Source organism: Nocardioides zeae (assembly GCF_010686755.1).
Classification (GTDB): Bacteria; Actinomycetota; Actinomycetes; order Propionibacteriales; family Nocardioidaceae; genus Nocardioides; species Nocardioides zeae.
Genome location: NZ_JAAGXA010000011.1, coordinates 65545 through 90419, shown reverse-complemented (window position 1 = coordinate 90419; position 24875 = coordinate 65545). Strand labels below are relative to the sequence as shown.

Annotated in this window: 22 protein-coding genes; 4 read left to right on the top strand and 18 right to left on the bottom strand. The window is 75.5% G+C overall.

The genetic code is table 11. The features are described 5' to 3' along the window. Nucleotides 1-7 precede the first annotated feature (7 nt). Nucleotides 8-955: a hypothetical protein gene (locus G3T38_RS15585; RefSeq protein ID WP_163773240.1), complete on the top strand. Its 948-nt coding sequence runs from the start codon at nt 8-10 to the stop codon at nt 953-955. A 68-nt stretch (nt 956-1023) separates the two neighbouring features. Here G3T38_RS15585 and G3T38_RS15580 read toward each other — a convergent pair whose 3' ends face one another. The 4 genes from G3T38_RS15580 to G3T38_RS15565 form a co-directional block, all read right to left on the bottom strand. Next, entirely contained in the window at nt 1024-1242 is a 219-nt protein-coding gene (locus G3T38_RS15580; protein WP_163773239.1) for a hypothetical protein, read from the bottom strand. 178 nt (nt 1243-1420) lie between these two features. Further along, nucleotides 1421-1735 carry a WhiB family transcriptional regulator gene (locus tag G3T38_RS15575; protein WP_163773238.1) on the bottom strand — a complete coding sequence of 105 codons (315 nt, stop codon included), beginning with the start codon at nt 1733-1735 and terminating at the stop codon, nt 1421-1423. Nucleotides 1736-1834: 99 nt separating this feature from the next. Beyond that, nucleotides 1835-2125, bottom strand: coding sequence for a hypothetical protein (locus G3T38_RS15570; RefSeq protein ID WP_163773237.1), 291 nt, complete (start codon nt 2123-2125; stop codon nt 1835-1837). A 128-nt stretch (nt 2126-2253) separates the two neighbouring features. Continuing rightward, entirely contained in the window at nt 2254-4350 is a 2097-nt protein-coding gene (locus G3T38_RS15565) for an ATP-dependent DNA helicase UvrD2 (protein WP_163773236.1), read from the bottom strand. A 713-nt stretch (nt 4351-5063) separates the two neighbouring features. Between G3T38_RS15565 and G3T38_RS15560 the strand changes: the two genes are divergently transcribed. Continuing rightward, nucleotides 5064-5315, top strand: a complete 252-nt coding sequence (locus tag G3T38_RS15560; RefSeq protein WP_163773235.1) for a mycoredoxin — start codon at nt 5064-5066, stop codon at nt 5313-5315. A 55-nt stretch (nt 5316-5370) separates the two neighbouring features. Here G3T38_RS15560 and nudC read toward each other — a convergent pair whose 3' ends face one another. The 8 genes from nudC to G3T38_RS15520 form a co-directional block, all read right to left on the bottom strand. After that, a complete protein-coding gene (nudC, locus tag G3T38_RS15555; RefSeq protein WP_338037694.1) occupies nt 5371-6327 on the bottom strand; it encodes an NAD(+) diphosphatase in 957 nt (318 codons plus the stop codon). Between the two features lie 31 nt (nt 6328-6358). Next, nucleotides 6359-9604 (bottom strand): UvrD-helicase domain-containing protein, encoded by a 3246-nt coding sequence (locus tag G3T38_RS15550; protein WP_338037693.1) that lies wholly within the window; start codon nt 9602-9604, stop codon nt 6359-6361. After that, a complete protein-coding gene (locus G3T38_RS15545; RefSeq protein WP_163773234.1) occupies nt 9601-12900 on the bottom strand; it encodes an ATP-dependent helicase in 3300 nt (1099 codons plus the stop codon). Before G3T38_RS15545 ends, G3T38_RS15550 begins: the two co-directional genes overlap by 4 nt. Before the next feature lie 39 nt (nt 12901-12939). Next, nucleotides 12940-14448, bottom strand: a complete 1509-nt coding sequence (locus G3T38_RS15540; protein WP_338037692.1) for a protein adenylyltransferase SelO — start codon at nt 14446-14448, stop codon at nt 12940-12942. A 70-nt stretch (nt 14449-14518) separates the two neighbouring features. After that, on the bottom strand, nt 14519-15415 hold the full coding sequence (locus G3T38_RS15535) for a peptidoglycan-binding protein (protein WP_163773233.1): 897 nt from the start codon (nt 15413-15415) through the stop codon (nt 14519-14521). Nucleotides 15416-15528: 113 nt separating this feature from the next. Then, complete coding sequence (locus G3T38_RS15530; RefSeq protein ID WP_163773232.1) at nt 15529-16062, bottom strand: flavin reductase; 534 nt, start codon at nt 16060-16062, stop codon at nt 15529-15531. Then, nucleotides 16059-17228: a MacS family sensor histidine kinase gene (gene macS, locus G3T38_RS15525; RefSeq protein WP_163773231.1), complete on the bottom strand. Its 1170-nt coding sequence runs from the start codon at nt 17226-17228 to the stop codon at nt 16059-16061. Before macS ends, G3T38_RS15530 begins: the two co-directional genes overlap by 4 nt. A gap of 1 nt (nt 17229) precedes the next feature. Continuing rightward, on the bottom strand, nt 17230-17964 hold the full coding sequence (locus G3T38_RS15520; RefSeq protein WP_163773230.1) for a 1-acyl-sn-glycerol-3-phosphate acyltransferase: 735 nt from the start codon (nt 17962-17964) through the stop codon (nt 17230-17232). A gap of 109 nt (nt 17965-18073) precedes the next feature. Between G3T38_RS15520 and G3T38_RS15515 the strand changes: the two genes are divergently transcribed. After that, a complete protein-coding gene (locus G3T38_RS15515; protein ID WP_163773229.1) occupies nt 18074-18835 on the top strand; it encodes an alpha/beta hydrolase in 762 nt (253 codons plus the stop codon). A 33-nt stretch (nt 18836-18868) separates the two neighbouring features. Further along, a complete protein-coding gene (locus tag G3T38_RS15510) occupies nt 18869-19357 on the top strand; it encodes a hypothetical protein (RefSeq protein WP_163773228.1) in 489 nt (162 codons plus the stop codon). A 27-nt stretch (nt 19358-19384) separates the two neighbouring features. Here the strand turns inward: G3T38_RS15510 and G3T38_RS15505 are convergent, their stop codons facing one another. The 6 genes from G3T38_RS15505 to G3T38_RS15480 form a co-directional block, all read right to left on the bottom strand. Continuing rightward, nucleotides 19385-20542: a GDSL-type esterase/lipase family protein gene (locus G3T38_RS15505; protein WP_163773227.1), complete on the bottom strand. Its 1158-nt coding sequence runs from the start codon at nt 20540-20542 to the stop codon at nt 19385-19387. Between the two features lie 76 nt (nt 20543-20618). Beyond that, nucleotides 20619-21659, bottom strand: a complete 1041-nt coding sequence (locus G3T38_RS15500; RefSeq protein ID WP_163773226.1) for an ROK family protein — start codon at nt 21657-21659, stop codon at nt 20619-20621. A gap of 7 nt (nt 21660-21666) precedes the next feature. Beyond that, nucleotides 21667-22608, bottom strand: coding sequence for an ROK family glucokinase (locus G3T38_RS15495; protein WP_163773225.1), 942 nt, complete (start codon nt 22606-22608; stop codon nt 21667-21669). Continuing rightward, nucleotides 22605-23096, bottom strand: a complete 492-nt coding sequence (locus G3T38_RS15490; protein WP_163773224.1) for a hypothetical protein — start codon at nt 23094-23096, stop codon at nt 22605-22607. The genes G3T38_RS15495 and G3T38_RS15490 overlap by 4 nt, the downstream gene beginning before the upstream one ends. After that, nucleotides 23093-24331 carry an ArsA family ATPase gene (locus G3T38_RS15485; RefSeq protein ID WP_163773223.1) on the bottom strand — a complete coding sequence of 413 codons (1239 nt, stop codon included), beginning with the start codon at nt 24329-24331 and terminating at the stop codon, nt 23093-23095. The genes G3T38_RS15490 and G3T38_RS15485 overlap by 4 nt, the downstream gene beginning before the upstream one ends. Then, entirely contained in the window at nt 24324-24767 is a 444-nt protein-coding gene (locus G3T38_RS15480) for an SRPBCC family protein (protein WP_163773222.1), read from the bottom strand. The genes G3T38_RS15485 and G3T38_RS15480 overlap by 8 nt, the downstream gene beginning before the upstream one ends. Between the last annotated feature and the right edge of the window lie 108 nt (nt 24768-24875).

Genomic DNA, 24875 nt, shown 5'->3' with positions numbered 1-24875 from the left:
GCCGCGCATGCACTCCTCGCGACCGATGCTCCTGCGGCCCGGGGCCCACGTCGCGCGCCGCACCGACGGCCTCCTGCAGGTGGGGTTCCCGGGCGCGGCAGCGACGACCGTGCCGGACGCCGGAGACGTACGACGCCTGCTCGCCGCTCGACGCAACGGCACCGACCCGGAGGACCTGCTCGGGCCGGCGACGTCCTGGTCGGCCCGGGTCCGACTGGCCGACGAACGGCTGCGGCGCGGCGCCCTCGTGGTCGACGCGACGAGCGCCCTGGCCGCAGCCCAGGCGGCCGACCGGACCGTCGCCGGTGGAGCCGCCGGCGTCGCGGCCGTGCTCGCCGCCGACCCCGACCAGGGTGCGGCTCGCGCCGAGGCGCGGCGACGGCACGGCGTGGCGGTCGAGGTGGCGGTGGACGGCGAGGTGGACGTGGGACCGCTCGTCGGCCTGCTGCGCCGGGCCCTGGTGACGTGCACGACCGACGGCGCGGCGCTGTCCCCGACGGACGGCGCGGCAGGAGCCGTGGCGGTGGTCGTGACGGTCGGGGAGCCCGACCGCGCCGCGTCGGACGCGCTCGTGCGTGCGGGCCGTGACCACCTGTGGCTCGCGGTGCTGCCCGACCGGGTGCGGGTCGGGCCGTTCGTGGCGGCCGGGACCACCGCGTGCCTCCGCTGCATCGACGCGGCGCTCCGGGAGGAGGATCCCCAGCACCCGGTGGTGCTGGCCCAGTCGACGGGATCACCGCCCGGCGTGCTGCCACCGCCGGTGGACCCGGTCGGGCTGGCGCTCGGGGCTGCGGTGGCGGCCCGGGACGTGGTGCGGTACGTCGACGGCGGCGTCCCGCTGACCTGGTCGGCGACGGTGGAGGTCTTCCCCGACGATCCCGACGAGGTGCGGGCGTGGCCACGCCATCCGTGGTGCGGGTGTTCCTGGCAGGACGGGACGGACCCGCCGGGCTGATGCCCGACGGGTCCGTCGTGGTGATCGGGTGCTCGGGCGCACGGCCCCCTCGGTCCGGGGCCGACGCGTCAGAGCGAGCGCGCGAGCTTCAGGCGCACCTGCTGCGCGGCGGCCTCGGCCCGGAGGCTGAGGCGACGCGCGGCGAGGAGTCGCTGCACCTGGTGGCGCTGCTCCGCCTCGCGGAGCAGCTCGGCTGACTGTGCCCGGGCCAATTCTTCGTTGAGAAGTTGCATCTCGGCGTTCCTGTTCTGGCTGGTGGTGACGGAGGTGGGGGTCGGGGTGGTCACGCGGTCACTGCTCCGAAGGCGGTGGCCACGGCGCGGGGCCGGTCGATCAGCGGTCGGATGAGCTCCATCGGGTCCTCCTGGGACGTCTGGTCGGGTCGTGCGGGACGGGGTGGTGCGGTAGGTGCTGCGGTGGGTGCTGCTCGGTCGTGCGGACGGGTCCGGACTCCTCCTGGCGGGCTCACGCGGCCACCGGGTTCTTCCGGGGCCGTCCTCGGGGCCTCTTCCGGGGGATCACCACCCCCTGGGCGAAGAGCTCTCCTCCCCAGACGCCCCACGGCTCGCGGCGCTCCAGGGCGCCGTCGAGGCAGAGCGCCCGCACGGGGCAGTCCTGGCACAGGGCCTTGGCGGCCTCGACGTCGGTCGGGGACTCGGCGAACCAGAGCTCGGCGTCGCCGTTGCGGCACGGCAGCAAGCGCGGGTCCACCTGGTCCGCCGCGTCGTGGAGCGCGGTCAGCGCCACGTCCGGGTGCGGCATCAGCTCGTGGACGGTCATGTCGTCACCTCCTTCGTCGACCTTCGTGGGTGGGCGGGAAACAGAAAGGCCACGGTTCCCTGTGGGGGACCGTGGCCTGGAGGCGCCGACTGAGCTAGCTCAGACCGGTGGTCTCCAGGCGTGGGTCCGCGTGGCGGGGGCGGCGAACGCGTCGAACCCTCCGAACGCGTAGGTCGCGTCGAACGCCTCGGGCGCGTCGAAGGCACGGGCCTTCGCGCCCATCGGCTCCGCCGCGGCAGCGATCGCCGCGATGCCGCGGTCGCCCGCACGCAGACGCACGTCACCCGCGGACGCCACGACGGCGCCGAGGGCAACCGGGGCACGGTGGCCTCCGAGGACGCACGCAGCGTCGTTCGACTGCTGCCACGTGGTGCTGGTGTAGATCTCCATGGATGCCACCTCCTCAGGTTGCTTCTCGTGCGCGGGCCGTGCCAGGGCCGGGATGCGCGGTGCGGTCAGGACTGCGGGTGACGCTACCCCGGCAGTTCTGTCATGGGCAATTCATTTTCTGACTCATTTCACGACGGGTCGTCCGCCAGCCCCGGCGGAGCCTCCCCCGCGACGACCGCGAGCACGTCGTCGCCGTACTTCTCGAGCTTGGAACGCCCCACTCCGTTGACCTTGAGGAGCGACTCGGGCGTGCGCGGCAGGTATTCCGCCACCAGCTGCAGCGAGGCGTCGGTGAACAGGACGTAGGCCGGGACGCTCTCCGCAGCCGCCCGCTGCCGGCGCCAGTCGCGCAGGCGCTCGAAGACCTCCTCGTCGTAGGACGACGGGCAGTCGCTGCAGCGGCCGATCTTCTTCTCGGCGGCCGTGTCGAGGGGCTTGCCGCACTCGCGGCAGTGGACGGCCTTGCGGGACGTCTTCTTGCTCCGCCCCCCGCCGCCGGGACCGGCCTGCTCGTCGAAGGCGCTCGGCGCGATCGGCCGGAGGAACCGCGACGGCTTGCGGGACCCGCGCCCGCCCGGCTGCCGGGCGCTCGCCCAGGAGATCAACAGCTCCCGTCGAGCCCGGGTGATGCCCACGTAGAGCAGGCGGCGTTCCTCCTCGATGGCGGCGGGACCCTCGGCGTACGTGATCGGGAGCGCGCCGTCGTGGATGCCGCAGAGCAGCACGACGTCCCACTCGAGGCCCTTGGCGGCGTGGAGGGTCGCGAGGGTGACGCCGTCGGCCACGGGGGCGTGCTGCTCCGCAGCGCGCCGCTCGAGGTCCTCGACGAACGCAGCCAGCGTGGTCGAGGTGTCGGCCGCCCGCACCGACTCCGCGAGGTCCACCAGCGCCTGGAGGGACTCCCAGCGGTCGCGCGTCTGGCCGCGCGCCTCGGGAGGCGTGGGCGCCCAGCCCATGCTGGCGAGCGCCCCGCGAACGCCCTCGACCAGGCCGTCCTCGGCACCCGAGCGCGCCGTGCCGCGGAGCAGCGTCACGGCCTGGCGGACCTCCGGGCGGTCGAAGAAGCGAGCCGCGCCGCGGATGACGTAGGGCACCTGGCGAGCCGCCAGGGCCTCCTCGAAGACCTCCGACTGCGCGTTGATGCGGAAGAGGATCGCGATCTCGGCGAGCGAGGTGCCGGCGTCGCGCAGCCGCACCACCTCGGCGGCCGCGGCCTCCGCCTCGGCGACCTCGTCGGGGAGGAGACGCGTGCTGATCTCAGGCCCGGCCTCGCGCTGGGCGCGGAGCCGCACCCCGGCGCTCGACGTGCCCGCGAGCAGGCTGTTGGCGGCCCCCACGATCTGGGGCGTCGACCGGTAGTTGCGCACCAGCTCGACCGACGTCACGCCGTCGCGGTTCTTGTGGAAGTCACGCAGGTACGTCGCGTCCGCGCCCGCGAAGCTGTAGATCGTCTGCGCGGGATCGCCCACCACGCACACCTCGTCGCGGCCACCGAGCCACAGCTCGAGCAACGCGTGCTGCAGCGGCGAGACGTCCTGGAACTCGTCGACGACGAACCACCGGTACTGCCGGCGCACCTGCGCGGCGACCCGCTCGTCCTCCGCCAGGAGCCCGGCGGTCCAGAGCAGGACGTCCTCCATGTCCATGCGACCCTGCGCGCGCTTCGTCTCCTCGTAGGAATCGAGGAGACGGGCGACCGACGCGGCGTCGAGCCCGTTGACGGACCGGCCACGCGCCGGGGCGATCCGCTCGTAGCTCTCCGGCGACACGTTGCTGACCTTGGCCCACTCGACCTCGCCGGCGAGGTCGCGCAACAGGGCCGCATCGGTGCCGATCCGCAGGCGGCGGGCCGCCGGACCGATGATGCCGAGCTTCGACTGCACCAGCTCGGGCAGCTCGGTGCCGTGGACGCGGGGCCAGAAGTAGCGCAGCTGCCGCAGCGCCGCCGAGTGGAAGGTGCGCGCCTGGACCCCCGGCGCCCCGAGGTCGCGCAGACGGGTGCGCATCTCCCCCGCAGCCCGGGTCGTGAAGGTCACGGCCAGCACCTCGGTCGGCGCGTAGACCCCCGACGCCACGCCGTACGCGATCCGATGGGTGATCGCGCGCGTCTTGCCGGTGCCGGCCCCCGCGAGCACCCGCACGGGACCGCGGAGCGCCTCGGCGACGGCACGCTGCTCCGGGTCGAGCGCGGCGAGCAGCGCCTCGGGCGACGGCGTGGCAGGCATGGTGGGTGGTCCTCCGAGGTCAACGACGTGCAGGCGTCGCCGACCTTAGACGCCGCCGGTGACAGTCCTGCGTGCGCGGTGCCCGGGCGCCGGACGTCATGCGTCCCGGCGGCCGGGGGCACCGCACCGCATGACCTCCGCGGCGGGGGTCGGGGACGCCGCCCCGCCGGGCGCGAGCACTGTGCGGTTGGTGCACCCGGCGTCGCCCGGGACCGACCCCAGCTGCACATTTCGTGGTCCAGCGGCCGTCCGGCCCCACCCGGCCACGCCCGGCCACGCCCGGCCACGCCCGGCCACCCCCGGCGGACCCACCCGCCACGCGACGACCCACCCGCCACCCGACGACCCACACCCCGACCCACTCACACCCCGGCCCCTCACCCGGACGTCATGCATCCCGGTGGCCGGGGGCACCGCACCGCATGACGTCCGCGAGGGGGGCACGGACGCCGCACCGCATGACGTCCGCGGCGGGGGTCGGGGACGCCGCCCCGCCGGGGGCGAGCACTGTGCGGTTGGTGCACCCGGCGTGGCCCGGGACCGACCCCGGCTGCACATTTCATGGCCCAGCGGCCGTCCGACGACCGCCCCGCGCACCAGCGCACCCGCGGCGAGGGGCGTCACCGGCCTCAGGGTCGGTGCGGGATGATCGGCGTGGCGCTGATTGTTGACGCCTGCACGACCATCCACCACCGATCCGAGGGGCAAGTCTCATGAGCGCGACCTTCACGATGTACAGCACGCCGTGGTGTGGCTACTGCCACCGCCTGCGCGGGCAGCTCGACCGCGAGGGCATCACCTACGACGTGGTCGACATCGAGCAGCAGCCCGACGCGGCCGAGCTCGTCGAGAAGGTCAACAACGGCAACCAGACCGTGCCGACGCTCGTCTACTCCGACGGCTCCGCCCAGACGAACCCGAGCCTGGCCCAGGTCAAGGAGAAGCTCGCCGCCCTCGCCGGCTGAGCGCGCAGGTCCCCCCGGGCACGACCCGAGCCGACCCGAGCCGACCCGCCCCTCGTCACCAGCTGGTGGCGAGGGGCGCGCCGTACCAGCCCTGGATGAGCGCGTGGGAGATGGACACCGGGCCCGGCAGCAGGAGCGAGCCGTCGGCGAGCCCGCGCGCGATGTCGTCGCGGGTGAACCACGCCGCGTGGGCGATCTCGGCCCCGTCGACGTCGATCGCCGTCGTGGCGGCCCGTGCCCGGAAGCCGATCATCAGGCTGGCGGGCAGCGGCCACGGCTGGTTGCCGACGTAGGTCACCGCGCCGACCCCGACGCCGGTCTCCTCCTGCACCTCGCGCCGCACGGCGTCCTCGAACGTCTCGCCGGGCTCGACGAAGCCCGCCAGCGTGGAGTACCGCCCCTCGGGCCACACCTGGGCGTGCCCCAGCAGGCAGCGTTCCTCGGGGCTGCCCGGCTCCCCGTCGGTGACGAGCATGATGACGGCCGGGTCGGTGCGGGGGAAGTGCTGCCGCCCGCACCCCTTCTTCGACGAGCAGACGAGCACGTGACCGGCGTGCGAGGCCGTCAGCGGGCCGCCGCAGCGCACGCAGAACCGGGTGGCCCAGTGCCACTCCGCCATCCCCATCGCGTGGAGCAGCAGCGGTCCCCGCTCGGACTCCAGCACCGCCTCCAGCACGTCGCGCGTGCCCTGCCACTGCTCGGCGGGGTGCGGCGCGCGGGCGGGGTCGACCACGGCGGCGAAGTACGTCGCCCCCTCGTGCTCCCCGACGAGGAGGCGCAGCGCGCCCTCCTCCTGCGCGACGGCCGGGAGCTCGGCGACCGGGAGCCACGCCGGGGCGCCGTCGCGCACCAGCATGCGGTTGCCGGCGATCGCGAGAACGCGCGTCGTCGGGTCCGACCACGCCCGCGCCAGCCAGTCGGCGTCGGTGCGCTCGAGGCCGTGGCGGTCGTGCGCGAAGGAGGAGAGGGCCACCTGCGGGAGCGGACGGGAGTCGTCGACGCGGTCATTCACCCCGCGAGCCTACGGCGGTGGGCCCGAGCGCCTACAGGTCGGTGACCAGTCGTTCCAGCGCCGCTCGGTCGGGCAGCGAGCGCGGCTCGACGAGCTGGCCCGTGCGTACCCAGCAGAACGCGGCCCGCACCCGTTCGGGGGGCAGTCCGTGGAGCTCCGCCCAGGCGAGGCGGTAGACCGCCAGCTGCATCGGGTCGGCGCGACCCGACCGACCGGTCTTCCAGTCGACCACGAGGAAGTCCGCGTCGGAGCCCGCCGGCTCCGCGTAGACCGCGTCGATGCGACCGCGCACGACCTGGCCCGCGAGCACGAGCGCGAACGGCGCCTCCGTCGCGTGCGGCGGCCGGTCCGCGAACGGCCCCGCCTCGAAGGCGGCGACCACCTCCGCCAGGTCCTCGTCGCCGTCGATGTCGGCGTCGCCCTGGCCCCAGACCTCCTCCTCCGCGAAGAGGTCCTGCTGGCCGAAGCGCGCCTCGACCCAGCCGTGGAAGCGCGTGCCGAACCGGGCGGTCGTCGAGGGCGGACGCGGCATCGGCCGCGCCAGCTCGCCGGCCATCACCTCGGGGTCGTCGCGGAGCCGGGCGAGCGAGGTCGCCGACAGGCTCGACGGCACGGGGACCTCGAGGACCGGGCGGCTGTCACGACGCGCCTCGGCGAGCAGGCGATCGATCTCGTCGTCCCACTCGGCGGCCTCGGCGATGCCGACCAGGTCGAGGTCCGCGTCGTCCTCCGGGCCGGTCTCGCCGTCGGCGAGGCGACGCTGCTCCGCCAGCACCACTGCCGCCGTCGCGATGCGGCGCTCCGCCTCGGTGGTGTGCTCGGTGACGGGCCACGGCACGGGCGGGCGTTCGGCCTTGAGGGGGTTCGGCGTCCCCTTCTCGGGCCGCTCGACCCAACGCTCCGGCTCCCGGCCCGCGTCCTGGAGCACCGCCACCAGGGGCTGCAGGTAGGGCGACGGTCCGACCGGGGAGGCCCGGGTCTCCGTCCACAGGTAGGCCGAGGCGACCAGCTCGTGGCGCGCACGGGTGAACGCGACGTAGCCCAGCCGCAGCTCCTCCATCGCCTCGTGCGCCCGGGCGGCCTCGCGCAAACCCTCGAGGTCGGGCTTCTCGTAGCCGGCGAGCTGCGGCACGTCCCGCGCGTCGCCCCGCAGCGGTGACGGCAGCACGGAAGGGCCGGTGATCCACTGGGTGCGGGTCTGCTTCGTGGGGAACTTGTCCTCCCCCACGCCGACGAGGAACACGACGTCCCACTCGAGGCCCTTCGCCCGGTGGACGGTCAGCAGCTTCACCGAGTCCGCCTCGGTCGGCGTCGCCACGTCGAGACCGGTGCCCATCTCGTCCTCCGCGCTGAGGTAGGCCAGCAACGCCCCCAGGCTGACGTCACCGTCGATCGCCTGGAAGTCGGCCACCGCCCGCACGAAGATGTCCAGGTTGTCCCGCCGCGCCGCCGCGGACGGCGACGTCGCGCTCGCCAGCTCGACGTCGATCCCGCAGGTGTCGATGATGCGCCGCACGAGGTCGAGGAGCGGCTCCCCCACGTGGGTGCGCAGCATCCGCAGCTCCCCGGCGAGGAGGCCGATGCGGGTGCGGGCCGCCGCCGAGTAGGCGTAGTCCGGCGCCTCCCCCGGCGACTCCAGGGCGTCGCAGAGGGACGACAGCTCGGTCGGGTCGGCCCCCTCGACCGCCGCGGCCAACGAGTCGGCCACCGCGGCGCGCGGCCCCGTGTCGTCGCCCGCCGCCAGGTCGTGGGCACGGCGCCCGAGGATCGCGAGGTCGCGGGGCCCGATCGCCCAGCGGGGACCCATCAGCAGGGTGAGGGCAGCGGCGTTGGCGGTGAGGTCGTGGAGGAGGGTCAGCGTCGCCACCACCTCGGCCACCTCGGGCAGCCGCAGCAGGCCGGCGAGGCCGACGATCTCGACCGGGACCTCGCGCGCCGTGAGGGCGTCGAAGACGTCCGCGGCGTGCTTGTTGTCGCGCGTCAGCACGCCGATCTCCGCCCACGCGGTGCCCCGGCCGTGCACGGCGAGCACCTCGTCGGCGAGCCAGGCGAGCTCGTCGTCGTACGTGTCGTGGACGGCGACCCGCACCGTCCCGTCCGCCGCCTCGGGCGGCGGCCGCAGGGGACGCACCCCGGCGTACGCCGCGTAGAGCGGCCCGGCGAGGTGGTTGGCGGACGCGAGGATGCGCCGGTCGGAGCGCCGGTTGACCGTCAAGGTGTACGTCGCCACGTCGCTGCGGCCGTCGGCGGTCGGGAAGTCGGACCCGAAGCCCAGGATGTTGGAGACGGAGGCCCCGCGCCAGCCGTAGATGGCCTGGTTGGGGTCGCCGACCGCGGTCACCGCGTGCCCACGGCCGCGAGCCGCGTCCGGCCCCGAGAAGAGCCGGCTCAGCAGGAGGGCCTGCGCGACCGAGGTGTCCTGGTACTCGTCCAGCAGCACGACGGCGAACTTGTCCCGCTCGACCTGTCCCACGTCCGCGTGCTCGTCGGCGAGGCGCGCGGTCAGGGCGATCTGGTCGGAGAAGTCCATGAGCCCCAGGCGGGCCTTCAGCGCCTGGTACTCCTCCACGAGGTCGAGCAGCTCCTCGCGCCGGCGGATCGCGTGGAGCACCTCCTCGATCGGCTTCTTCGCCCGCGACGTCGCGAGGCTCGCCTCGAAGCGCGGCACCTCGCGGGCGTGGAAGGCCCGCACGTCGGCCGGCGTCACGAGGTGCTCCGACAACGCGCCCTCCAGGGCCACGATGTTGCCGACCACGGTCGCGGGGTGGTCGCTCAGCAGCTCGACGGGACGCCGGTGGCGCAGCACCACCCGCTCCGCGAGCTGGTAGCGCGAGGCGTCCGCCATCACGCGCGTGTCGGGCTCGTGCCCGATCCGCAGCCCGTGCTCCGTGAGCAGCGAAGCGGCGTAGGCGTTGTAGGTGGCGACCGTGGGCTCGAGCAACTCCGCCTCGTCGTCGGACGCGGGACCGGGGTCGCCCGCGCCGTACCCCGCCACCTCGAGCGCGTCGCGCACCCGCACCGACAGCTCGCGCGCCGCCTTGGTGGTGAAGGTGAGGCCGAGCACCTGCTCGGGGCGCACCTGGCCGGTGGCGACGAGGTAGACCACCCGCGCCGCCATCAGCGTCGTCTTGCCCGACCCCGCTCCGGCGACGACGACCGCCGGCTCCAGCGGGGCGCTGACCGCCTCCCACTGCTCGTCGCTGACCGGGAAGTCGGCCTTCATCACCCGCTGCAGCGTGCGCGGGTCGGGGATCGCGATCGGCTCGCGCGCGGTCACGAGAGCACCGTCCCCGCTCCGCGGGCCGGGCAGACGGCGACGAACGCGCACGTGTCGCAGTGGCCGCCGGGCCGTGCCCCGAACTGCTCCGAGCGCATCACCGTCGCCGCGTGCAGCAGCTGGGCCTCGACCAGCCGCACGCCCGTCTCGTCCGGCTCCTGCGGCGGCTGCGCCTGCACCTTGACGCTGCCCCTCGTCTCCTTGCGCAGCTGGACGAGCTCGGCGCCCCCTGCGCGCAGCGGCCGGCGCTCGGGCGGCACCAGGCCATCGGCGGCGCCGGTGTCGACCGCCAGCTGGTAGAGGCCCAGCTGCGGGTGCTCGGCGACCTCGGCAGCGGTCGGCGGGTACTTCCCCGTCTTCAGGTCCACGACGACCACCCGGTGCTGGTCGTCGAGCTCGAGGCGGTCGGCGAAGCCGTGCACCACGATGCGCTCGCCGCCGAGCACCACCTCGGCCCGCAGCGCCTGCTCCACGCCGATCAGGGCGCGCGCGTCGGGCCGCGTGTGCCAGCGCAGGAAGCGCAGCAGTGCCGCCCGCGCCTCCGTGCGCTCGCGGGCACCCGACCACGGCGTGCGGAAGGAGAGCTGCGGCCACACCTCGTCGACGTGGGCCATGAGCTCGTCGACGCGCTCGGGGGACGCCGGCAGCTCGCCGCGGGCCACCTTCTCGGCGAGGGCGTGGAGCACCAGGCCGAAGCCCTGCGAGGCGCTGCTGACCTGGCTCCCGCCCGCCTCGCGCTCGAGGAACCACCGGAGCGGGCACGTCAGCACCGACCCGAGCGTGCTCGCCGAGATGCGGAGCGGCTCGTCCGCCGGGCGCACGGGCGTCTCGGCGTGGGTGAGGCCGCGGGTGCCCCACCAGGTGCCGGGGTCGGCACCCCGGGCCAGGGGACGGCCCTGCTCGTCCTGCGCCGCCGCGAGCCGCGCGAGCCGTCGGGCGGCGGCACGCCGCACGGCGTCCGGCCGGTCGGGGTCGGCCGCGGTGCGCCGCAGGTGGGCGACCATGCCGGCCATCGAGAGCGGGCGGCCCGGCCGCCCCGCTCGGTGGAGCACCGGCATGCCGGTCTCGGCCAGGAACCGCGAGGGCTGCTCGCCGTCGTCGTCCCCGGAGCGCACCGCCGTCACGACGAGGCGCTCCTTGGCGCGCGTGCACGCCACGTAGAACAACCGGCGCTCCTCCATGAGCGCCTCCCGGACGCCCGGGGGTGGCAGCAGGCCGTCCTCGCGGCGCCCGATGCGGTCCGGGCCCAGCAGCGAGGCCCGGCGCCGCAGGTCGGGCCAGCCCTCCTCCTGCACGTGCGCCACCACGACCACGCGCCACTCGAGACCCTTGGAGCGGTGGGCGGTCAGCAGCCGCACCGCCTCGCCCCGCACCCCTCGGTCGGCGAGCGAGTCGCCGGGGATCTCCTGGGCGGACAGGGTCGCGACGAATCCCGCGACCCCGCTGTGGCCACGCTGCTCCTCCAGCTTCGCCGCGGCGTCGAAGAGGGCGCACAACGCGTCGAGGTCGCGGTGCGCCCGCCGTGCCGCCGGACCGCCCCGCAGCGCGGAGCGCCGGAGCCGCTCGGGCCACGACGTGCCGTCCCACAGCTCCCACAGCACCTCCTCCGCCGTGCCCCCGTCGTCGAGCCGTGCGCGGGCGCGACGCAGCAGGGCACCCAGCACCGCGGCCTTGGCCGCACCGGGAACGTCGGGATCCGTGAGGGCCCCGTCGACGAGGACCGCCTCGCGGAGCAGGTCCGTCGACGCACGCGGAGCGCCTCCGGCCTCCGCCACGCGACGCTTCTCCACGGCCCGGACGTGGCGGGCCAGCCCGCGCACCTCGACCGCGTCGAGGCCGGCGAGCGGCGACATGAGGAGCTGCTCGACCGACGCCCCGTCGACGTGCCCGGGCTCGCCCGGCGGCGTCTCGAGGTGCACCACCGCGTCGACCGCGGCGAGCAGCGCGGCCACGGCCGGCTCGCGCACGAGGGGCAGCTCGTCGGCGGCCACCTCCACGGGCACGCCCGCCGCCGCCAGCGAGCGCCGCAGCGCCGGCAGCGTGGCGCGCCCCGAACGGGCCAGCACGGCCATCTCGCTCCACGGCACCCCGTCCTCCAGGTGCGCGCGCCGCAGCAGGTCGGCGACGTGCTCCGCCTCCGCCCGCTCGGTGTCGAAGGTCAGCACGTCGACCTGGCCGCGCGGCGTGCCCGTGGCGGCCACCGGCGCGGCGAACGCCCGCCGGGCGTCGGGGTCGATGCTGCCGGCGAGGCTGAGCCGGGAGGCGACGGAGCTCGCCGCGCGGAGCACCCGGGGGCCGAACCGGCGCGTCGTGGACAGCACGGCGACCGGCGCCGGGGACCCGTCGGCCTGCGGGAAGGCACGCGGGAAGTCGAGGATCCCGCGCACGTCGGCGCCACGGAAGGCGTAGATCGACTGGTGGGGGTCACCGACCGCGACCAGGTCCCGCCCGTCGCCCGCGAGCGCGCGCAGCAGGTCGACCTGCCCCGGGTCGGTGTCCTGGTACTCGTCCACGAACACGCAGGAGAACCGCGCGCGCAGCTCGTCGCGGTGCACCTCGGCCTCGATGACCGCGCGGCGGACGAGGTCGGCGTAGTCGATCGCCCCGTGGGCGTCGAGCACGTTCAGGTACTCCTCCAGGAAGTGCCCCGCCGCGGTCAGCTCGCCGAGCCCGTGCGCCGCGCCGAGCGCGACGAGGTCCTCGGGTTCCAGGCCCTTCTCCCGCGCTCGTGACAGCACCGCTTGCACCTCGCGCGTGAACCCGCGGGTGCCGACCGCCCGGTTGAGCCCGTCGGGCCAGCGCACCGCCTCGGGCGCGTCGTGGAGCAGCTCGGCCAGCACCACGTCCTGCTCCGGCGCGGAGAGCAGGCGCAGCGGCGCGGCGTACAGCTCCGGCGGCGAGTACCGCCGCACGAGGCCGTAGGCGAACGAGTGCACGGTCGAGCAGATCGCGGCGCCCGTCGTGCGTCCCAGCCGCGCGGTCACCCGGTCCCGCAGCTGCTCGGCCGCCTTGCGGGAGAAGGTCAGCGCGAGCACCTCGGACGGGTCCACGCCCCGGTTCTCGACGCGGTCGACGATCGCCTCGACGAGCGTGGTGGTCTTGCCCGTGCCCGGGCCGGCCAGCACGAGCAGCGGGCCCCCCGGGTGGTCGACGACCCGCTGCTGGTGCTCGTCGAGCCGGGGCACCGTGACGGACCCCTCGAGGCGCACCAACCGGCGAGGCGCCTCGGCACCGGCACCGCCCCGGGCCCGTCTCGTCGCGTTCCCCACGTCCACCACGTCCACCACGTCAGGCATCCCAGCACGGGGCACCGACACTCCTGGCGCCGGGGCGCGTCACGTCCCGCAGAACGTCCGGTACCCCTCGAGACCGTCCGGCGACGGCGCGGCGTGGCGCTCCAGCCCCGGCCGCTCCTCGTACGGCGCGGCGAGCGCCTCCAGCAGTCGCGCGGTCGGCTCGAGGTCCCCCTCGCGGGCCGCGGCGAGCGCCTCCTCGACGAGGTGGTTCCGCGGGATGTAGACGGGGTTCACCCGGTCCATCGCAGCGGGGTCCGGCCCGAGCGCGCGCCACCGCTCCAGCCAGGCGTCCAGCTCGGGCAGGTCCAGCACCATCCCCCGCAGCCGCTCCGGGTTGCCGCGGGCCGCGTCGGCCAGGGCGCGGAACGACGACGTCCAGTCGACCCGCCCCGACGCGAGCACGCCCTGCCAGCCCTCCGCCAGCTCGAGCGTCTCCTCGTCCGTCGGGCCACCCTCCTCCGGCCCGACCAGCCCGAGCTTCGCCCTCATCCCGGAGGCCCAGGCCGCGACGTACTCCCCCGGGAAGGTCCCGAGCAGCTCCGTCGCCCGGGCGATCGCCACGTCCTGGTCGTCGTCGAGGAGCGGCAGCAGCGCCTCCGCGAACCGGGCGAGGTTCCACTGGGCGACCGCCGGCTGGTTGCCGAGGGCGTAGCGCCCGCCGGTGTCGATCGAGCTGAAGACGGCGCCGGGGTCGTAGGCGTCCACGAACGCGCACGGCCCGTAGTCGATCGTCTCCCCCGAGATCGTCATGTTGTCGGTGTTCATCACGCCGTGCACGAAGCCCAGCAGCACCCACTGCGCGACCAGCCGCGCCTGGGCGGCGACCACCGCGCCGTACAGGCCCGCGTAGGGCTCGTCGGTGCCGGCCAGGTGGGGGTGGTGCCGCGCGATCGCGTGGTCGGCGAGGCGACGCAGGAGGGTGGGGTCGTCGCTGGTGCGGGCGTACTGGAAGCTCCCCACCCGCAGGTGGCTGGCCGCGACGCGCGCCAGCACGGCACCCGGCTCCACCGCGTCGCGCTGGACGTGACGACCGGTGGCGACGACCGCGAGCGAGCGGGTCGTCGGCACGCCGAGCGCGTGCATGCCGGCGCTCACGAGGTGCTCCCGCAGCATCGGTCCGAGCGCGGCGAGACCGTCGCCGCCGCGGGCGAAGGGGGTGCGGCCCGATCCCTTGAGGTGGAGGTCGCGGACCTCGCCGGCGGGCGTGGTCAGCTCGCCGAGCAGCAGGGCGCGGCCGTCGCCGAGACGCGGCGAGAACCCACCGAACTGGTGGCCGGCGTAGCCCTGCGCGACCGGGTGAGCGCTCTCCGGCACGGCCGCGCCGACGAGCAGGCGCACCCCGTCCGGCGAGCGCAGCTCCTCGGGGTCGAGGCCCAGGTCGCGGGCGAGGTCGTCGTCGAGGACGACGAGCCGGGGGTCGGGGGCCTCGGCCGCCCGCCAGGGCAGCGCGAGCTCCGGCACCGCGGTGGCGAAGTCGTGGTCGAGGGTGAGGTGCACCGCGCCGGCGGGCAGGACCGGGGTCGCGGGCGCGGTCGGTGTCTCGGTCACCTGCTCGAGCGTACGCCGCGGCCGGCCCCCACCGGCCGCGGCGCCACCCGTGCGGGTGCCGGACGTGCGGTCAGCCGATGGGCGCCGTGCCCGACTCGTTGGCGACGATGTCGCGCGCGAGCGGCTCCCACTTCGCGTAGGCGTCGGGGTAGGCCGAGCGCTGCACCGCCTGAGCGGCCTCGGTGACCGACAGGGACTCCCAGCCGGCGATGTCGAGCAGGCCGGCGTTGGGCGTGTGCGACGCGACGCCGTAGAAGGCCTTCGACGCGAGCACCGGGTCCTGCACCTGGGCCTCGGTGCCCCAGCCCTGCGAGGGCCGCTGCTGGAAGAGGCCGAGCGAGTCGCGGTCGCCGTAGGTGACGTTGACGAGCGTCGATTCCTGCATGGCCGTCGCGAGCGCCACCACCCAGCCCTGCTCGGGCACACCGGCACCCTTGCCGACGCCGATGATCGTGCGCGCGTTGGCCTTCTGCTCCTCGCTCAGCGACGCGTAGGTGTCACCGGGCGGCTGCGTCGAGCCGGAGCCGAACAGGGCCGACCAGCTCTGCGGCCCGGCGATGCCGTCGGACGCGAGGCCCTGCGCGGACTGGAACGAGCGGAGCGCGGCGTCGGTCGCCGGCCCGAACGCGCCGTCGGCGGTGAGGCCGGCGCCGCGGGCGTTGAGCAGCACCTGGAGCGCCTGGACCGCCGGGCCGGAGTCGCCCTGGCGCACCGTCACGACGAGCGCTCCCAGCGTCGCCGGACCGGCCACGCCGTCGGCGGCGAGACCGTTCGCGGACTGGAAGTCGGTGACGGCGGCGGCGGTGCCCGAGCCGTACTGCCCGTCCGCCGCGGTCGAGCGACCGTGGTGGGTGAGCAGGTGCTGCACCGCGGTCACGTCGGGGCCGCTGGAGCCGACGGACAGGGTGGGGTACGCCGCGTGGGCGGCCGGCGCGGCGCCCAGGAGGCCCAGCGCGAGGAGGGGCACCAGCAGGGCCCCGAGGAGGAGACGGACAGGACGTGGTCGAGTTTCCCGAGATCGGACCATGCGTCCCAGTCGAGCACGGACCGCTCCCGTTGTGAACCCGGAAGTTGCCGGTCTCACGCCCTCCCGTAGCGACCGCGGCGGTGCACGAGCAGGGCGTCAGCACTGTCGGTCGAGCCGTCGGACGCGCCCTCGTCCACGAGGTCGACGACCTCCACGACGCACGTGGCGAGCCGCGACCAGCCCACGTCGACGGCGCTCTCGAGCCGCACCTCCGCCCACCCCGCGGCGTCCGTGAGCCGGGGGCCCGCCGGGCCGTCGGCGAAGTCGCCGTGGCGGAAGGCGCCGCCGGGCGCCGGCGCGACCCCGGCGAACATCTCCGCCAGGTCGCGGTGCCGCCACCGCAGGAGCTGCACCACGCCGTGTCCGGTCTCCTCGAGCGCGAGCGTCAGGTCGGCGTCGGGGTCGAGCAGGCCGAGCACGCGGCCGGGCTCACCGTTGGCGACCATGAGGGAGGTGACCGTCAGACCCGCCCGGTCCGTCCCGCCACCCGCGGTCCACAGCGTCACGACCCCGCCCAGACGTCCCCGCAGCGCGCGGAACGGGTCCCGGTGGGGATCGGCGAACGGATGGGTGCTGTGGATGGTCACGGGGCGGCCTCCTCGGGGGCGCGGGGGACGGTCAGCTCCCACTCGGTGCCGAACCCGCCGGTGGCGAGCTCGGCGGTGCCGCCCAGGTCGGCCAGACGGCCGCGGATCGACCCGCTGACGCCGAGGCGCCCGGCGTCGGCGGCCTCCTCGAGGCGACCCGGTGGGATGCCCGGACCCTCGTCGCGCACCGTGACCACGACCCGGTCCTCGAGGTCCTCGAGCAGCACCCAGGCCGGGGCGTCGTCGCCGACGTGCGCCGCGACGTTGTCGAGGCAGGCCCCGGCCGCGGCCACGAGCTCGGCGACCTGCGCGGCGGGGAGCCGCACCGGCACCCCGGGCGTCACCACGGAGACGCGGGGCCGGGTGCGCCGGCCGAGCTCCTCGACGGCGCTCGCCAGGTCCACGTCACCCCCCGCGGTGGCCGGGGCGAGGGTGTCCTGCTGCCGGATGAGGGCCCGCAGCGCGCCCTCCTGCTCCCCCGCGAGGCGGGCCAGCTCCACACCCCCCGGTCCCAGCTCGGCGCTGCGGCGCTGGGTCAGCGCCAGCACCTGCAGCACGCCGTCGTGGACCGCCCGCGCGAGCCGGGCGCGCTCGCCCGCGGCCGCGGCCTCCCGCTCCGCGCGGTCGCGCTCGGCGGCCATCCGTTGCAGCGACTCGCAGAGGTAGCCGACGACGGGCGCGCCGACCCCGATGAGGAACAGGTGGCCGTAGTTCGTCTGCGTGAGCTCCTGGCGCATCGACACGTCGGTCACGATGAGCACGACAGCGGCCACCGCGCCCCCGCGCCAGCGCCAGTGCACGGCCCAGGCGAGCAGCGCCCCCATGATCCAGAACCCGGGGATGCTCGCCCGGAAGCCGTCGCCCTTGATGGGCACCGTCAGCAGCATCAGCGCGACCGCGACGGCCAGGTCGAGCAGGAGCAGCAGGGCCCGGCGGCGCCGGGGGGCCGCGTACCCCCACAGGGCCACGCCGGTCCACACGACCATCGCGACGACGCAGAGCCACAGCGCCCACGGCACCTGGGCGTTGTCACGCCGCACCACGTTGAGCGCGACCGCGTTGACCAGCAGCACGACGCGCAGCAGCGCGAGCGCCCGGAACATGCGGTTCTCCACCGCCACGGCGGCGGCGTCCCGCCAGCCCGGCGGGAGGATGCGCAGCGCCACGTCAGGAGGCCTTGCGGTCGCCTTCCCGCGGGGCCTCGTCGTCACCGGCACGCGCGGCCTTCTTGGCGTCGGCCTTCGCGCGGGAGGCGTAGACGTCGACGTACTCCTGCTCGGAGAGCTTCATGATCGCGTACATGATCTCGTCGGTCACCGAGCGCAGGATGTAGCGGTCGCCCGCCATGCCCTCGTAGCGCGAGAAGTCGAGCGGCTCGCCGAACCGCACCGTCGGCCGCACGAGCCGGCCGAACTTCTTGCCGGGGGGCGCGACGGTGTCGGTGCCGATGACGGCGACCGGTACGACGGGGACCCCGGTCTCGAGGGCCAGTCGCGCCACGCCCGTCTTGCCACGGTAGAGCCGGCCGTCGTGGGAGCGGGTGCCCTCCGGGAAGATGCCGAACAGCTCGCCCCGGTCGAGCACGCCCTTCGCCGAGATGAGCGCACCCTCGGCCGCGTTGGCGCCCGACCGGTCGATGGGGATCTGGCCCGAGCCGGAGAAGAACGTGCGCTGGAGGCGGCCCTTCACCCCCGTGCCCGTGAAGTACTCCGCCTTGGCCACGTAGCTGACCCGGCGCGACAGCACGAGCGGCATGAAGAGCCAGTCGGCGTAGGACAGGTGGTTGCTCGCGAGGATCGCCGCGCCCTGCGACGGCACGTTGTCGAGCCCGTCGGCCCGCGGGCGGAACACGACCCGGAGCAGCGGGCCCAGGGCGACGAACTTGAGGAACCAGTAGAACACCGCGCCACCTCTCTGTCGGCCGGCCCGAGCGGGCCCGTCGGGCACCTCGGAGCGCCCTGTCCTGCGAACGCACCCTAGACCCTGCACCTGCTGCGGCAGAATGCCCGCCATGACCGTTCACCCGTTGGCCCACCCCTACTCGGCCGAGGGTCGCCCCGAGGAGACCGGGGGTCGGCGCATCGGCGTCCTGCTGAGCCACGGCTTCACCGGCTCGCCCGCGTCGATGCGCCCGTGGGGCGAGGGGTTGGCGGACGCCGGCTACGCGGTCGAGGTGCCCCGCCTCCCCGGCCACGGCACGTCGTGGCAGGAGATGAACACGACGACGTGGGCGGACTGGTCGGCCCACCTCGACCGGGTGCTCGCCGACCTCGCGGACCGCTGCGACGCCGTCGTGGTCGGGGGGCTCTCGATGGGCGGCGGCCTCGCGCTCTCCCTGGCCGCTCGCCACCCCGGGCTCGTGCGCGGCGTGCTGCTGGTCAACCCCGCCGTGACGAGCACCAACAAGCAGCTGCTGGCCGCGCCCCTGCTCCAGCGCGTGGTCGCCTCCGTCCCCGCCATCGGCAACGACATCAAGAAGCCCGGCGTCGACGAGCACGCCTACCCCCGCACGCCCCTGCGGGCGCTGGTCTCGATGACCCGGGGGTGGGCCCAGGTCCGCCGGCAGCTGCCCGCCGTCCAGGCGCCGGTGCTGCTGTTCCGCTCCGCCGAGGACCACGTCGTGGACCCCTCGTCCGCCGCGCTCATCCGCGACCGGGTGCCCGACGTGATGGAGCGGATCCTCACCGACAGCTACCACGTCGCCACGCTCGACAACGACGCCGACCGGATCCTCGAGGAGTCGCTCGACTTCGTCGCGCGGGTCACGGCCTGACCCGGGTCGCGACACCGACCTAGACTCGTCGGCGTGAACCGCGGCGCCGACGACGAGGCCTGGCGCGCGATCGTCGAGAACTACGGCGACCGCGCCGAGCTGGACGACACGTGGAACGCCGCCGAGTCCCCAGGTTCCGCCACCACCGCGGGCTCGACGGGCGACGCCGACCGGGCGGGCACCGACGACGAGCCGCCGAGCGGCTCGCCGGCCGAGCTCCGCGACCTCGACCCGCTCGCGGAGCCGCCCGATGCCGCGCACGCGCGGGTGCCCGCGTCGGAGGAGCGCTACGCACCCCCGCCCCCGCCGCCGCTGCCCCGGCCGGCTCCCCCGCGCCTCGCGGCGTGGGCGGGCGTGCTGGGCATGCCGGTGCTCGTCCTGGTGCTGATCGTGCTGCAGGTCGCCGTCCCGCCGTGGGCGACGACCGGGATGGTGCTCTGGTTCCTCAGCGGGTTCGCCTACCTCGTGGCCTCCATGCCGACCCAGCGGCCCGATGACGGCGACGACGGCGCGCGGGTCTGAACCCCCGCCGTACCGGCCGCGGTGCGGTCAGCTCGTCGGCGTGCGACCCGTGATCTCGACGCTCCAGCGTTCGTCGCTGAGCGCGGTGCCGCGCGACGGCCGCAGCCGCAGCTCGTAGGCGTGCCCCGGGGCGAAGCCCTCGAGCAGCTGTTCCTCCGCGCCCCACGCCGACGTGGCCAGCGGCGTCCACCGTCCCCCGGTGGTGAGGTCGCGACCCTCGATGTGGACCTTGGTGACGCCGCGCGGCGACGACCACGCGAGCCGCAGGCTCGTGGGGGTCCGCGCGACGAAGCGCGCTCCCTCGACCGACCGGTCCGGCCCCGGTGCCGGCAGGTCCCGCACCGTCGCCGGCTTGTCCGCGTACCCCAGCTCCGACAGCGCCGCCACCACCTCGTGGGCGATCGCGATCTCGCCGACGGCGTTGGGGTGGATGCCGTCCCAGGTGTCGTCGTCCGCGTCGTAGCCGTCCGGGACCTGCGCCAGCGCGACCCGCGAGCGCTCCGTGTCCAGCTCGTCGACGAGCCCCCGGATCCGCTCGTTGACGGCGGGGACGCCCGGCAGCCACGTCGTGGTCTGCTCGGCGAGCACGACGTCGGCGTACGGCGCGACCGACCGCACGTCGTCGACGATGGCGCGCAGCCCCGCGGCGACGTCGTCCGGGTCGTGGCCCTGGAGGGCGTCGTTGACCCCGAGCGACACGACCACGAGGTCGGGCCGGGTCGCGGCGGTCAGCCCCGCGACGTCGTACTGCGGGTCGGTGGCGGTCATGCCGGCGACACCCGCGTGGTCGCGGTCGAAGTCGGGATCGGCGTAGTCCTCGACCCGCTCCTTGGTGACCGGGTCGACGGTGTCGGTGCGGTAGCCCACGAAGTCGGGGACGACACCCTGCTCGACCAGCAGCTCGTAGGCGCGGTAGCGCCACGTGTGGTCGCCCGTCATCCCCTGCGTGATGGAGTCGCCGACGAGCAGGATCCGCGGCTGGCGGGCCACCGCGTCGACGCTGGTCGTGCCGGCCCCGCCCGAGGCGTCGGTGCGCGGGGCCTCGGCGGTGCGGTGCAGGGCCGCGTCGACCGCGCCCGCGGCACCGTCCTCGGCCGACGCGTGGGCGATCCCGACGGCGGCCACCAGGGCGGCGACGGACGCGACGACGAGGACGCGGAACCCGCGCTCGTGCCACATCGCCATGCTCGCCCCGTCCCCGTCCGGCTCGTGTCGCCCCCCTGGTCGACGCCGGTCGACGCCGGGTGGGCGTCGGTGGAGTCTAACGAGCCGCGGGAGGGCCGCCGAATCGCGCGGCGGCGAGAGCGGCCGCACCCACGATCGCCGCCTCGGGGCCCAGCTCGGCGGGCCGCAGCAGGGGTACGACGCGGTGCGGCGCCCCCACCAACGAGCGCGCGAGGGCGGCGCGCGCCGGGTCGAGCAGGAGGTCGCCGACCGCGCTGACACCGCCGCCGACCACCACGACCTCGGGATCGAGCGAGGCGACGAGGTTGGCGATGCCGACCCCCAGCCAGTCGCCGACGTGGCCGAAGGCCTGCAGCGCGACGAGGTCGCCGGCCGCGGCGGCGTCGGTGACCATCGGCCCCGTCAGCCGGTCGGGCACGCCGCCGCACCAGTCGTCGAGGACCGTCGGCTCGCGCCCCACGCGGGCGCGGGCGAACGCGACGAGGGCGTTGCCCGAGGCGTACTGCTCCCAGCACCCGCGGCCGCCGCACTCGCAGGCCACGCCGTCGGGGACGACCTGCTGGTGCCCGAACTCGCCCGCCATGCCGTTGCGGCCCCGGAGCAGCCGGGGCTCGCCCCCCTCGGAGCCGCCGTCGGAGCCGCCACCGGAGCCGCCACCGGGGCCCAGCACGACCGCGCCGCCGATGCCCGTCCCGACGGTCACGGTGAGGGACAGGGACGCACCGCGGGCCGCGCCGTACCGGTGCTCGGCCCAGCCCGCCGCGTTCGCGTCGTTGTCGAGCAGCACCGGGGCGCCGAGGGTGGTCGCGAGCCGGCGTCGTACCGCCTCGCCGCGCCACGGCAGGTGGGGGGCGAACATGACCCGCTCCCCCGCGCCGTCGACGAACCCCGCGGCAGCCAGCCCGACGGCCTCCACCGCGCGTCCGTCGACGACCTCCTCGACGGCCTCCGCCACGGTGCTCTCGAGGAGCAGCACCGAGCTGGTGCGGCCGGGGGTGCGGCGCACGGCCACGTCCTGCACGACCCCGGCGTCGTCGACCACCCCGGCCAGGATCTTCGTGCCACCGACGTCGACGCCGACGCGGACGGGCCGCGGCCCGGTGGCGGGAGCCGTCACGGGCCGGTCACCGTCGGGCCAGGTCCGCGGCACCGATCATCCCGGCGTCGTTGCCCAGCTCGGCGAGCCGGATCTCCGGCGCCGGGCGGTGGCCACGGCCGCTGAGGGTGCGGAGGAAGGTCTCGCGCAGGCTGCCCATGAGCAGGTCGCCGGCCGCGGAGACGCCGCCGCCGACCACCACGACACCCGGGTCGAGCACCGCCACCAGGGACGAGATGCCCTCGCCCAGCCACCGGCCGAGGTCGGAGAGCTGCTCGACGCAGAACGGGTCGCCCGCGGCGGCGAGCTCCGTGATCATCGGGCCCGTGATCGCGTCCACGTCGCCGCCGGCGCGGTCGACGAGGGCCCGCGCGAGCAGCGAGCCGCGGGCCTCCTCGCGGGCGCAGCGGACGAGGGCGGAGCCGCTCGCGTACTGCTCCCAGCAGCCGTGGTTGCCGCACCCGCAGAGCCGCCCGCCGTGGACGACGCGCAGGTGCCCGATCTCGGCCGCGATGCCGAAGGCGCCGCGGCGCAACGCGCCGTCGGCGACGATCCCGCCACCCACCCCCGTCCCGACGGTGACGAGCAGCAGGTCGGAGGCGTGGTGACGACCGGCACCGAAGGCGAACTCGCCCCAGGCGGCCGCGTTGGCGTCGTTCTCGATGACCACCGGCAGACCCAGCCGGGTCGACAGCTCCGCACCGAGCGGCTCGTCGCGCCAGGCCAGGTTGGGCGCGAACAGCACGGTCGAGCGACCGGCGTCGATGAAGCCCGCCGCACCGACCCCGACCCGGTCGACGGGGTGCTCCCGGGACAGCTCGCGCACGAGCCCCACCACCGTGTCGGCGATGGCGGCGCTGCTCGTCGCCGGCGACTCCGCACGGAGGCGCGCCAGGACGTTGCCGTCGTCGTCGACGACGCCCCCGGCGATCTTCGTGCCGCCGATGTCGATGCCGCACGCGAAGCTCATGAGGGGCTCTCCTGCCGGAACCCGAAGGGCTCACCGTCGTCGTCGAGGTCGTCCGTGGTGTCGAGGTCGTCGAGGTCGATCCGCTCGACCCCGTCCGAGCGTGGCGGCGCAGGCGCCCGCTCCCCGCGGGGCGGCGCGCTGGCGGCGGCGAGCAGACCGGCGGCGGCCTGCATGAGCGAGGCGGCCGCCGAAGCGAGGTGGTCGCGCACCTCGGGAGCGCACTCGCGGAGCAGGTGCACACCGCGGCAGATCGGGCAGTAGGTGCACTCGGGGGCACCGGTCGCGAGGTGCTCGTCCATCGCCGCGGCCGCACCGGCCGCACCGGCGGCGGCAGCCGACGCCGCGCCCGACGCCGCACCGGCGACGCCGTGTCCCAGGTCCCCGCCGTGCTCCTTCGCCCAGTCCGCGAGCGCGCCGATCAGCTTGGCGGCCTCCTCGCCCACCGAGCCCACCTGCTCCTGCTCGCCCGTGCCGTCCGCACCGCTCACGTGACTCTCTCTCCCGACCGTTCCGCCGACCGTTCTCCGGGCCGCTCCACCGGCCGCTCCACCGGCCGCTCCTCGAAGCGGACACGCAACCGGCCGTCCTCCACCCGGGCGCCCGCGATCCGCATGCGGGCCAGGCCCGCCGGCAGCGTCAGGAGGCGACGATACGACCCGACGGTCACGACGAGCTCGTCGCCGTTGCGCGCGAGCGCGACGTCCTTACGCGCGACCAACGGCAGGGCGAGGCCCACCTCCGCCCGGCGCTCCCCGAGCTCGACCGTGTAGGGGCCGGAGCCGCTCGGCGGCGCGAGGGGGTCGTCCGCGCCGTACACCTCCGCCGCGAGCGCGGCCAGCGCGTGCGGACCGACAGGCTCGGCGGTGCGGTACTCCGAGCGCCACAGCGGCAGGCCCTCGAACGACGCAGCCGCCTCGGCGAGCACCTCGCGCTGCGCCTCGACCCACCCGGCGCGCCAGGGGTCGGCGCCGGCGGCCGGGAAGACGCGGTTGGCCACGGCCCCGTCCACGCGGTAGCCGAACAGCGACAACATCGTGTAGGACCGCCGGGCCTCCGCGAGCACCACCCGCTCGGGGGTGAGCACCACCCGCACGGAGGCCGTCGGGCCGGTCAGCAGGTCCCGCACGTCCCGCAGGTCGGCGTGGAGCCGCTCGATCGCGTCGAGCACCGACTCCCCCGGCATCGGTACGCCGGCGGCACGGCCCAGCACGGGCTTGAACGCCCGCAGGAGGGTGCGCTGGGTCGGGAAGATGCGCTGCATGTACCACCCGAGCGCCTCCGGCAGGGCGAGCAGGCGCAGGGTCTCCGCGGTGGGGGCGCAGTCGACGACGAGCAGGTCCCAGCGACCCGATCGGGCCTGGTGGTGGAGCTCGAGGAGGGCGAGCACCTCCTCCGCGCCGGGCAGCACGGTGAGCTCCTCGGCGGCCACGCGGTCGACGCCGACGACGTCGAGCACCGAGAGCAGGTAGCGCTGCACCTCGGCCCACGACTGCTCGAAGCGCAGCTGGGCGTCGACCTGCTGCACCCACAGGCCGTCGGCCACCGCGGTGGGCTCGGCCGTGACGGGCACGCCGTACGCGTCGGCCAGCGAGTGGGCGGCGTCCGTGGAGAGCACGAGCGTGCGCAGGCCGCGCTGCGCGGCCAGGGCGGCCGTGCCCGCCGCCAGGGTCGACTTGCCCACGCCCCCCTTCCCCGTGAGGAGGAGGACGCGAGGGTCAGGCAAGACCCTCGACGCGCTTCTTGAGGCCCTTCAGGGCCGTGTCGATGAGGATCTTCTCGCCGCGCCGGCGCAGCATCCCGATGAGCGGGATGGTGACCTCGAGCGCGAGGCGGTAGGTGACCTCGGTGGAGCCGCCGCCCAGGTCGCGGAGCGTGTAGGCGCCGTCGAGCGCCCGCAGGATCCCGCCCTGGTCCAGCACCCAGGTGACCTCGGTGTCGCCGTGCCACGTGTAGGCCAGCGTGTACTCGTCCTTGATGGGGGCCACGTCGAGGACGAACCGCACCTTGCGCGGCCGCTCCCCCGCGGCACCGGGCTCGACGACCTCGACGCTCTTCATGCCGGTCGCCCACTCCGGGTAGGCCGGGAAGTCCGCGATCACGGCCATGACCTCGGCGGGCGGCGCGTCGATCACGATCGTGGACGACGTCTGCTCTGCCACTGCGACCTCCGCGCGCTCGGGGACTGCCCCTGGGTGTCTCGACCGGGCCGGCCGACGCCCGGCGAGCGTACCGGATCGTCCTCCGGGCGCCGGCGGGCCGGTAACGTG

Coding starts and splice junctions, on each gene's coding strand:
- G3T38_RS15545 (WP_163773234.1), bottom strand. CDS start 12,900: ATGCCTGACGTGGTGGACGTGGTGGACGTGGGGAACGCGACGAGACGG.
- G3T38_RS15570 (WP_163773237.1), bottom strand. CDS start 2,125: ATGGAGATCTACACCAGCACCACGTGGCAGCAGTCGAACGACGCTGCG.
- G3T38_RS15515 (WP_163773229.1), top strand. CDS start 18,074: ATGACCGTTCACCCGTTGGCCCACCCCTACTCGGCCGAGGGTCGCCCC.
- G3T38_RS15575 (WP_163773238.1), bottom strand. CDS start 1,735: ATGACCGTCCACGAGCTGATGCCGCACCCGGACGTGGCGCTGACCGCG.
- G3T38_RS15585 (WP_163773240.1), top strand. CDS start 8: ATGCACTCCTCGCGACCGATGCTCCTGCGGCCCGGGGCCCACGTCGCG.
- G3T38_RS15495 (WP_163773225.1), bottom strand. CDS start 22,608: ATGAGCTTCGCGTGCGGCATCGACATCGGCGGCACGAAGATCGCCGGG.
- G3T38_RS15505 (WP_163773227.1), bottom strand. CDS start 20,542: ATGGCGATGTGGCACGAGCGCGGGTTCCGCGTCCTCGTCGTCGCGTCC.
- G3T38_RS15565 (WP_163773236.1), bottom strand. CDS start 4,350: ATGCCTGCCACGCCGTCGCCCGAGGCGCTGCTCGCCGCGCTCGACCCG.
- G3T38_RS15560 (WP_163773235.1), top strand. CDS start 5,064: ATGAGCGCGACCTTCACGATGTACAGCACGCCGTGGTGTGGCTACTGC.